Source organism: Cellulomonas sp. (genome assembly GCF_015234515.1).
Taxonomy (GTDB): Bacteria; Actinomycetota; Actinomycetes; order Actinomycetales; family Cellulomonadaceae; genus Cellulomonas.
In genome coordinates, this window is record NZ_JADGMY010000011.1 from 229,135 (window position 1) to 237,394 (window position 8,260).

An 8,260-nucleotide genomic window follows, 5' to 3' on the forward strand; every position below is an offset into this window, starting at 1 on the left:
CGACGTGACCACCACCGATCCTGTCCCCGCCCTGACCGACGAGCGGGTCGCGACGCTGCGCGAGCGCGTCGCGGCGCAGTTCGCCGGCGTCCGTGCCGACCTCGAGGCGCTCGTGCGCATCCCGAGCGTCTCGAACGCCGAGTTCGACCAGGCGCACGTCGAGGCGTCGGCCGCTGCCGTGGCGCGCCTGCTGGCCGACGCGGGGATGCCCCAGGTGGACGTGCTGCGCGTCACGGGCCCCGACGGCGCGACCGGTGCGCCCGCGGTCGTCGCGCGTCGTCCGGCACCCGCCGGTGCGCCGACCGTGCTGCTGTACGCCCATCACGACGTGCAGCCGCCGGGGGAGGACGCGCACTGGTCCACGGAGCCCTTCGAGCCGACGCAGCGCGGCGAGCGGCTGTACGGCCGCGGCGCCGCGGACGACAAGGCCGGCGTCGTGGCGCACGTGGGTGCGCTGCGCGCGCTGGGTGACGAGCTCGGGGTCGGTGTGACCGTCTTCGTCGAGGGCGAGGAGGAGATCGGGTCCCCGACGTTCGTGGACTTCCTGCACGCGCACCGTGACCTGCTCGCCGCCGACGTCATCGTCGTGGCCGACTCGTCGAACTGGAAGGTGGGCGTGCCCGGCCTGACCACGTCGCTGCGCGGCCTGGTCGACCTCGTGGTCGACGTCGAGGTCCTCGACCACGCCGTCCACTCGGGCATGTTCGGCGGCCCGCTGCTCGACGCACCGACGCTGCTGGCCCGCCTGATCACGACCCTGCACGACGAGCACGGCGACGTCGCGGTCGCCGGCCTGGTGCACGCCGCCGACCCGCAGGTCGACTACGACGAGGCCGACCTGCGGGCCGACGCCGGCGTCCTCGAGGGTGTCCGGCTGGCCGGGACCGGTCCGTTGACGGCACGCCTGTGGACGCGCCCGTCGATCGGGGTGATCGGTCTGGACGCGCCCCGCGTCGCCGGCGCCTCGAACACCCTCACACCGCGCGCGTCCGCCAAGCTCTCGGTGCGTCTCGCGCCCGGGCAGGACCCGGCGGCGGCGATGTCCGCCGTGCGGGAGCACCTGCTGACGCACGCGCCGTTCGGTGCGCGCGTCACCGTGCACGAGGGGGAGCAGGGCCGGCCGTTCCAGGCGCCGGCCGACTCGTCCGGGATGCGGGCCGCGCGCTGGGCCATGGGCACGTCGTGGGGCACCCCGCCCGTCGACATCGGCGTCGGCGGCTCGATCCCGTTCATCAGCGACCTGCTGGACGTCTACCCCGACGCGACGATCCTCGTCACCGGCGTCGAGGACCCCGACTCGCGCGCCCACGGCGCGAACGAGTCGGTGCACCTGGGTGAGCTCGAGCGCGTGGTGCTCGCCGAGGCGCTCCTGCTGGAGGTGCTGACGCCCCGCGCCTGAGCGCGGACCGAACCCGGTCGACGGTGGCCGGGCGCAGGGCTCGTGCTGGCGTCAGCGGTGCGCCACGTCGACGGCGCGAGCCCAGGTGGCGAGGTCCTCGGGCAGTGCAGGGCTCTCGCGGGTGCCGCCGTCGATCGCGGACACCACGTCGGCCGGGGCGATGCGGTCGCCGGCACGGGACAGGAACCGGCCGGCGACCCAGCCACGCGCGACGAGCTGCCCGTCGCGCTCGACGACCTGCTCGAGGTAGACGACGCGGCCGTCCCACCCGAGCACCCGGCTCGTGACCGTGAACCGCTGGCCGAGCGTCAGGGAGCGGCGGTACGTCACCGTCGACGCGGCGACGACCGGATACCAGCCCCGTGCGGAGAGCCTGCCGAACGCCCCGAGGTCGGCGAGGTAGTTGGACCGGCCGAGGTCCATGTACTGCAGGTACACCCCGTTGTTGACGTGCCGGTACAGGTCGAGGTCGCCGAGCCGGACCCGCAGGTGCGTGACGGAGGGGTCGAGCAGGTCCCGTCCGGCGACGGCGGGGCGTGGACGGAGGGTGACGAGGGCGAGCTGCAGCATCCGGGACACGGTCGGTACGTTACCGACGGGTGGACGGGCGGACCCGAGCGGCGGTCAGACGGGCGGGGCCGGGTCGTACTGGATGCCCCGTCGCACGCCCCGCGCGGCGTCGCGGGACTCCAGGCGGGCGACCAGGTGCAGCGCCATGTCGATCCCTGCCGACACGCCGGCCGACGTGACGACGTCGCCGTCGTCCACGTACCGCGCGTCGACGTCCACGAGCACGGTCGGGTCGGCCGTCGCGAGGGCGTCGAGGCTGGCGTGGTGCGTCGTCGCCGGCCGGGCCGTCAGGAGGCCCGCGGCGGCGTAGACGAGCGCCCCCGTGCACACGCTCGTCATCAGCGGCGTGCGGGCCCGCATCGCCCGCACCCAGGCGAGGTGCTGCTCGTCGGCCATCAGCGCACGCGTGCCGGGGCCGCCGGGGTGGACGAGCACCGTGAGCGGGCCGACGTCCTCGGCGCTCGTGTCGGGCACGAGTCGCAGCCCCTTCGCGCAGCGCACCCCGGCCCCGTCGGCCGAGAAGGTCAGGACGTCGGGGCGCAGCGGGCTGTGCCGCGCCCACGCCGCGAGCACCTCCCACGGGCCGACGACGTCGAGCTCCTCCACGTCGTCGAACACGAGCAGACCTACCCGCAGCGGGGAGCTGGTCGGCATCGCTTCTCCTCGTCGGTCGGTGAGCGGAGCGGTCAGATCCCCGGCAGCGCCAGCATCTGGTCGAGCGCGACGCGTGCCCAGTGGGCGTCGTCCGGGTCGACCACGATCCGGTTGGGGACGCGGCCCTCGACGAGCGACTCGAGCGCCCAGACGAGGTGCGGCAGGTCGATCCGGTTCATGGTCGAGCAGAAGCACACCGTGGAGTCGAGGTAGTGCACCGAGAGCTCCGGGTGCTGCGTCGCGAGCCGCCGGACGAGGTTGAGCTCGGTGCCGATGGCCCACGACGTCCCGGGCTCGGCCGCGTCGAGGGCCTGGATGATGTACTCCGTCGACCCGACCATGTCGGCTGCGGTGACGACCTCGTGCGTGCACTCGGGGTGCACCAGGACCGTCACGCCGGGCACGGCGGCCCTGATGTCGGTGACGTTGCGCACCGAGAACCGGCCGTGCACCGAGCAGTGCCCGCGCCACAGGATCATCCGCGCGTCCCGCAGCTGCTGCGCCGTGACGCCACCGCCGGGCTTGCGGGGGTCGAAGACCACGCAGTCGTCGAGCGACAGGCCGAGGCGGGTCACGGCCGTGTTGCGGCCGAGGTGCTGGTCCGGCATGAACAGCACCTTGCCGCGGCCGTCGACGCCGCCGACCTTCTCGAACGCCCACCGCAGCGCGACGTGGGCGTTGGACGACGTGCACACCGTGCCGCCGTGGCGACCCGTGAACGCCTTGATGGCGGCGGTCGAGTTCATGTACGTCACCGGGACCGTGTCCTGCGCGACCCCGGCGTCGACGAGCACGTCCCAGGCGTCCTCGACCTGGTCGATCGCCGCCATGTCGGCCATCGAGCACCCGGCCGCCAGATCGGGCAGCACGACCTGCTGCGTGTCCGAGGTGAGGATGTCGGCCGACTCCGCCATGAAGTGCACGCCGCAGAACACGACGAACTCCGCGTCCGGCCGCGCCGCCGCCTCGCGGGCGAGCTTGAACGAGTCACCCGTCACGTCGGCGAACGCGATGACCTCGTCGCGCTGGTAGTGGTGCCCGAGGACGAAGGCGCGGTCACCGAGGGCCGCGCGTGCCGCGCGGGCGCGGGCGACCAGCGTGGGGTCGCCCGGCTCGGGCAGGGCGCCGACGCACTCGACGCCGCGCTCGGAGGCCAGGTCCACGCCGCGGCCGAGCAGCAGCAGGGCCGACGGGGCGGGCTCGGTGAACGTGCCGGTGGGGGTGCTCACGGCGGAATGATCCCACAGGGCCCCGGCACGCGGCAGGAGCGCCCGGCGCCCGACCGTCGGTGGTCCCGGTGGCACCCGGCACGTGCCACCATCGGGGCGTGCGCGTCCTGATGGCCCCCGACGGTTTCGGCACCAGCCTCACACCTGCCGAGGCGGCCGCCGTGCTGCGCGCCGGCTGGGCGGACGGGGCACCGCACGACACCGTGGACGTGTGCCCGCTGGCCGATGGGGGACCGGGTTTCGTCGCGACGCTGCACGCCACGCTCGGCGGCGACCTCGAGCCCGTGACGGTGACCTCGCCCGTCGGTGAGCCGGCACCGGCCGCGCTGCTGCGCGTCGGTACGACCGTCCACCTGGAGTCCGCGCACGCCCTCGGGCTGGCTCTGGTGCCGCCCGACCTGCGTGATCCGACACGGACCACGAGCGTCGGCGCGGGCGAGCTGCTCGCGGCGGCGCTGCCGGGCGCGCACCGGGTCGTCGTGGGGCTCGGCGGGTCCGCCACCAACGACGCAGGGGCCGGCCTCCTCGCCGCGCTCGCGGACGCCCTGCTCCCTGCGGGCTCGGTGGCACCGGAGGTCGCCGCGCGGCTGAGCAGCGGGGGCGGGGCGCTGGGTGACATCGGCGCGGACGACCTGCGCTGGCTGCCGGACCTGCGGGCCGCCCTGCGGACGGTGGACCTCCTGGCCGCGGTGGACGTCGACGTGCCGCTGCTGGGGCTGCAGGGCGCGTCGGCGGGATTCTCCCCGCAGAAGGGTGCGACGCCGCAGCAGGCGCAGGACCTCGAGCGTGCGCTCGGTGCGTTCGCGCACGCCGCGACGACCGCCGCCGGGCCCCTGCGCACCGGACCGGGCGCCGACCTGCTCGGTGCCACGGACGCGCGTGCCGGCCGGTTGTCCGCGCTGCCGGGCGCCGGTGCGGCGGGCGGCCTGGGGTTCGCCCTCGCGCTGCTCGGTGCGCGGCTGCTGCCCGGGGCGCGCCTGGTCGCGGACGCGGTCGACCTGCCGGGACGCATCGCCGCGCACGACCTCGTCGTCACCGGCGAGGGACGCACCGACTGGCAGTCGCTGCACGGCAAGGTCGTGGCCGAGGTCGCCGCGCGCGCCCTGCCCTTCGCCGTGCCGGTCGTGGTCGTCTCGGGCGAGGTCCTCGTGGGTCGTCGCGAGCTGTCGGCCGCCGGTGTGACCGCCGCCTACGCGGTGGCGGACGGCCCGGATGCCGTCCGGGCAGCGCTCGGCGACCCGGTCGGCACGCTGCGTGCCCGCACGTCGCGCGTCGCGCGCACGTGGTCGCCCCGGCGCGACGTGGCGGGGCCGCAGGGTGGTCCGTCGACGTCCGCCCCGGCCGCACCGGACGCCTCGCGCGGCGGAGCGTAGGCTGGTCGGGAACAACGGTCCGAGCGACGGTGTTGGCGTCGTCGACGAACGTTCTGGCGAACCCGGGAGTGACATGAGCGAGACCACGCAGACCGCGACGCACGGCGTCCAGCTCACCGAGGTGGCTGCCGGCAAGGTGCGCAGCCTCCTCGAGCAGGAGGGGCGCGACGACCTGCGCCTGCGCGTGGCCGTGCAGCCCGGAGGCTGCTCGGGCCTGATCTACCAGCTGTACTTCGACGAGCGTCTGCTCGACGGGGACGCGACGCGCGACTACGACGGCGTCGAGGTGGTCGTCGACCGCATGAGCGTGCCGTACCTCGACGGTGCCACCATCGACTTCGCGGACACGATCGAGAAGCAGGGCTTCACGATCGACAACCCGAACGCCGGTAGCGCCTGCGCGTGCGGCGGCTCCTTCAGCTGACGCCACGCACGTCCCGCTCCCACGGGCCCGCACCCCTCGGGTGCGGGCCCGTGCGCGTCCGGGGGCGCCGGCGGGGAGGTCAGGCGCCCAGTGCGGCGCGCACCTCGGCCACCGCGCCCGGCAGCACGTCGCAGAACCGGTGGACGTCGCCCGCGTCCACGTCGGACGGCAGGCTCAGCCGCACGTTGCCCTGGGTGAGCACGCCCATGGCCGCGAGCACGTGGCTCGGCTCGAGGGTGCTCGACGTGCACGCGGACCCCGACCCGACGCCGAACCCGGCCCGGTCGAGACGGTCGACGATCGCCTCCCCGTCGACGTAGAGGCACGAGAACGTCACGACGTGCGGCAACCGGTCGACCGGGTCCCCGACGACCTGGACGTCGGGCACCTCCGCCGCGACGCGGTGGCGGACCACGTCGACGAGCGCACGACGGTGCACGTCCGCCGCGGCTCGTCGCGCCACGGCCTCCTGCAGCGCGACCGCGGCGGCGAGCGCGACGGGGACGTGGACGCCGCCGGGGGACCACCGGTCGTCGTCCTCCGGCCAGTCGGGGCTGCGACGCACGCCCGTACGCGTCACCACGACCCCCAGCGGCGGACCGCCCCAGTCGCCCGCGTCGGCGACCATCACGTCCCCGGCGCGGCCGACGTCGACGTGCCCGACGCTGGCGCCCACGTCGACCAGCAGGGGGACGCCCGCGCGGCGCATCGCCTCGTGCACCTCGTCGACCGGCTGGCGGGTCCCCACCTCGCCGTTCGCGTGCTGCAGCACCGCCACGGCCGCGTCCACGCCGACGCTGGCGGCGAAGAGCTCGGGGTCGACCCGGCCGTACGCGTCCGCCCCCACGGTGCGCACCTCGCCGCCGCCGCGCCCGGCGACGAACGCGGCCGCGTGGTGCAGGGCGGCGCGCTCGACGGCGCCCACGACGACGTCCGTGCCCGCCCTGCGCCGGCCGCGGGCGACGGAGCGGAGGGCGCCGTGCAGCGCGAGCGTGTGGGTGGGGACGAGGTCGAGCTCGTCGGGGCGGGCACCCAGGGACGCCGCGAGCGCCTCGCGCGCGCCGTCCAGGAGCATCCGCGCACGTCGGCCCTCTGCGAACAGCCGGCGCGGGTCCGCCCAGCCCTGGTCGAGCGCCTCCAGCAGGGCCGTGCGGGCGGTCGCCCGCAGCGGGGCGTGGCCGGAGACGTCGAGCACGACCCGTGCCGCGCGTGCGGCGGGTGGGCGGAGGGGAGGAGAGCTCACTCGGGCACGCTAGCGCCGTCGGCGACGGCACGTCGGCGTCGCCCCGGCACGGCCGTCGGTGTGACGGTGCTGACACCACGTCGTCAAACGTGCGCCGCAGCACGTGAGGCCCGCCACGGCGCGCTACGCTGACCCGGTCGAGGACGAAGGTCCCACACGGCTGCGCGCCCAGGCACGGGCCGTCGTCGCAGGGACGTGAGTGGAAGGTTCCCCGTGCACCCGGTTCCCCCCCGCCGTATCCGGCGCGCCGCCGTCGCCGTGCTGGCCACGGCGTTCGTGCTCGTGCTCAGCGGCTGCTCCGAGTCGGTCCAGCGAGGCTGGCTCCCCGGCTACTCCGACCAGGAGGTCACCGACCAGACCGGTCGGGTGGTCTCGCTCTGGGTGGGCTCGTGGATCGCCGCGCTCGCGGTCGGTGCCATCACGTGGGGCCTGATCCTGTGGTGCGTCGCGGTGTACCGCAAGCGCAAGGACGACCACACGCTGCCCGTGCAGCTGCGGTACCACGTCCCCCTCGAGATCATGTACATCCTGCTGCCGGTCGTCATGGTGGGCGTGCTCTTCTACCACACCAACGAGGACACCCTCGCGCTGCAGGACACCTCGGCGGAGCCGGACGTGAACATCCAGGTCGTCGGCAAGCAGTGGAGCTGGGACTTCAACTACCTCGACGAGGACGTCTACGAGACCGGCCAGCACGCGGAGGACATCGGCACCGACCCGGCCGCGCTGGGCGAGCAGGTCACGCTCTACCTGCCGGTCGACCAGCGCGTCGAGTTCACGCTGGACGCGCGCGACGTCATCCACTCCTTCTGGATCCCGGAGTTCCTCTACAAGCAGGACATGATCCCCGGGCACACCAACACCTTCCAGGTCACGCCGACGCGCGAGGGCGTGTACCGCGGCAAGTGCGCCGAGCTCTGCGGTGAGGAGCACTCGTCGATGCTGTTCAACGTCGAGGTCGTCTCCCAGGAGGAGTACGACGCGCAGATGGAGCAGCTGCGTGAGCGTGGACAGACGGGCGCACTCGGCCTCGAGTACAGCCGGCTCCAGGACCTGAACGACGTGGCGGAGGACGAGCACTGATGGCGGCGCACACCGAGGTCATCCCCGGCCTGTCACCCCGGCGGCAGACGCTGGGACGGACGGTCGTGAAGTGGATCACCTCCACCGACCACAAGACGATCGGGTACCTGTACCTGATCACGTCGTTCATCTGGTTCGCGGTCGGCGGCATCCTCGCGCTGCTGATCCGCGCCGAGCTCTTCCAGCCCGGGATGGACCTGTTCCAGTCCAAGGAGCAGTACAACCAGGCGTTCACGATGCACGGCACGATCATGCTGCTGCTGTTCGCCACGCCACTGTTCGCGG

General features: G+C 74.4%; 9 protein-coding genes. 5 read left to right on the plus strand and 4 right to left on the minus strand.

The window, feature by feature from the left end:
* Positions 1–4: 4 nt before the first annotated feature.
* Positions 5–1,399 carry a dipeptidase gene (locus IR158_RS04525; protein ID WP_291810105.1) on the plus strand — a complete coding sequence of 465 codons (1,395 nt, stop codon included), beginning with the start codon at positions 5–7 and terminating at the stop codon, positions 1,397–1,399.
* 51 nt (positions 1,400–1,450) lie between these two features.
* Here the strand turns inward: IR158_RS04525 and IR158_RS04530 are convergent, their stop codons facing one another.
* Genes IR158_RS04530 through nadA form a run of 3 tightly spaced genes read right to left on the minus strand, consistent with a single transcriptional unit; the run spans position 1,451 to position 3,852 of the window.
* The gene (locus tag IR158_RS04530; protein WP_291810108.1) at positions 1,451–1,969 is read right to left on the minus strand and encodes a thioesterase family protein; all 519 of its coding nucleotides are present in this window, start codon (positions 1,967–1,969) and stop codon (positions 1,451–1,453) included.
* A gap of 54 nt (positions 1,970–2,023) precedes the next feature.
* Complete coding sequence (locus IR158_RS04535) at positions 2,024–2,623, minus strand: DJ-1/PfpI family protein (RefSeq protein WP_291810111.1); 600 nt, start codon at positions 2,621–2,623, stop codon at positions 2,024–2,026.
* Between the two features lie 32 nt (positions 2,624–2,655).
* Positions 2,656–3,852 carry a quinolinate synthase NadA gene (nadA, locus tag IR158_RS04540; RefSeq protein ID WP_291810115.1) on the minus strand — a complete coding sequence of 399 codons (1,197 nt, stop codon included), beginning with the start codon at positions 3,850–3,852 and terminating at the stop codon, positions 2,656–2,658.
* Between the two features lie 98 nt (positions 3,853–3,950).
* Between nadA and IR158_RS04545 the strand changes: the two genes are divergently transcribed.
* Positions 3,951–5,225 (plus strand): glycerate kinase, encoded by a 1,275-nt coding sequence (locus IR158_RS04545; RefSeq protein WP_366928407.1) that lies wholly within the window; start codon positions 3,951–3,953, stop codon positions 5,223–5,225.
* 73 nt (positions 5,226–5,298) lie between these two features.
* Positions 5,299–5,649 (plus strand): iron-sulfur cluster insertion protein ErpA, encoded by a 351-nt coding sequence (gene erpA, locus IR158_RS04550; RefSeq protein WP_291810117.1) that lies wholly within the window; start codon positions 5,299–5,301, stop codon positions 5,647–5,649.
* A gap of 79 nt (positions 5,650–5,728) precedes the next feature.
* Here the strand turns inward: erpA and IR158_RS04555 are convergent, their stop codons facing one another.
* A complete protein-coding gene (locus tag IR158_RS04555; protein WP_291810119.1) occupies positions 5,729–6,892 on the minus strand; it encodes an aminotransferase class V-fold PLP-dependent enzyme in 1,164 nt (387 codons plus the stop codon).
* 213 nt (positions 6,893–7,105) lie between these two features.
* On the opposite strand from IR158_RS04555, the gene coxB reads away from it, so the two are divergent.
* Both coxB and IR158_RS04565 read left to right on the plus strand, forming a co-directional pair.
* Positions 7,106–7,975 (plus strand): cytochrome c oxidase subunit II, encoded by an 870-nt coding sequence (coxB, locus tag IR158_RS04560; RefSeq protein WP_291810120.1) that lies wholly within the window; start codon positions 7,106–7,108, stop codon positions 7,973–7,975.
* Positions 7,975–8,260: cbb3-type cytochrome c oxidase subunit I (locus IR158_RS04565; protein ID WP_291810122.1), on the plus strand; the 286-nt coding region annotated here is incomplete at its 3' end. The genes coxB and IR158_RS04565, both read left to right, overlap by 1 nt.